This window comes from Sphingomonas sp. LH128, from assembly GCF_000293195.2.
Lineage (GTDB): Bacteria > Pseudomonadota > Alphaproteobacteria > Sphingomonadales > Sphingomonadaceae > Novosphingobium > Novosphingobium resinovorum_A.
This window is the reverse complement of the sequence record NZ_ALVC01000580.1, coordinates 1-1,046: the sequence shown is the minus strand read 5'-3', so window position 1 is coordinate 1,046 and position 1,046 is coordinate 1. Positions and strand designations below refer to the sequence as shown.

1 protein-coding gene is annotated in these 1,046 nt (G+C 61.9%); it reads right to left on the bottom strand.

Annotated elements, in window-relative coordinates:
- On the bottom strand, positions 1–974 hold a 974-nt coding region (gene tnpC / locus LH128_RS30400), incomplete at its 3' end, for an IS66 family transposase (protein WP_037522233.1).
- Positions 975–1,046: the final 72 nt, after the last annotated feature.

The window sequence follows — 1,046 nt, the reverse complement described above, 5'->3', positions numbered from 1 at the left end:
CTCATCAGGATACCGCGATAGTCGCCGAGGAAGGCCTGCGGATGTTCCTGCCCGCGACCGGGTTGATAGTCGAACAGCACGATCGGCTGTTCGCTGTCCTCGCTGCTGCGGTAGGCCCACATGTACGAAGTGCTGGTAGGAGCCTTGCCCTCTTCCTTGAGCACCTGAACCGTAGTTTCGTCGCCATGAATGACGTCCTGGGACCGAAGCCGCAGCTTCAGGGCGTCAAAGATGCGATGCAGGTGCCTCTCGCTCGAAGCGATCACCCAACGGCCCAGTGCACCGCGGCTGACAGGTACCCCTGCGCGCTCGAAGGTTTGCGCCAGACGATACAGCGGTGTGCCATCGACGTATTTATGAACAAGGGCAAAGGCCAGCGTCGAGGCCGTGGCAATGCTGCCCGGCAAGGGCTGTGCGGGCATCGGCGCAATGACAATCGGCGTGGCGATCCCGGTACGGTCACAATTGCGGCATGCATATTTGGCGCGGGCATTCTGAAGGACCGTGGCCTTCACCTCGATGTGAAGCTGCTCGGTTACCACTTCCCCCATGCGATGCAGCCGTTCGCTGCAGCACGGGCAGACCTTCTGGTCGTCGGCGAGGTCATATTCGACGCGCTGGCGTGGCAGGCCGGCAGGAAGTGGCTTGCGCCCGCGCTTCTTCCCTTCTGGTTTTTTCGCCTCCGGCAATCCCGTGTCGGGAAGATCGGCGGCGACCGGCTCATCGACGTCGTCGTGTCCATCGTCGGTATCGTCCTCAAGGGAGGCCTGCTCGGCTTCATTGAAGACACGATCCAGGTGCTTTTCGCTGCGCGGCGCAAAGCGGTGCAACCGCGACAGCGCCAGTTCCTCCTCAAGCTTCAGGATGCGCCGGGCAAGTGCGTCTCTCTCGGCCGCCAATGCCTCGACCTCTGCGGCTTTCGTCGCCAGAAGCGCCATCAATTCCGCAATAGTGGGGACGCCGCCTCGATCCATCGCAGCCTTGAATCGAAAGCCCGTTCCCGCGTCAACGGCCTTCAACCAACAATCTGATATTGCCGCACCGGA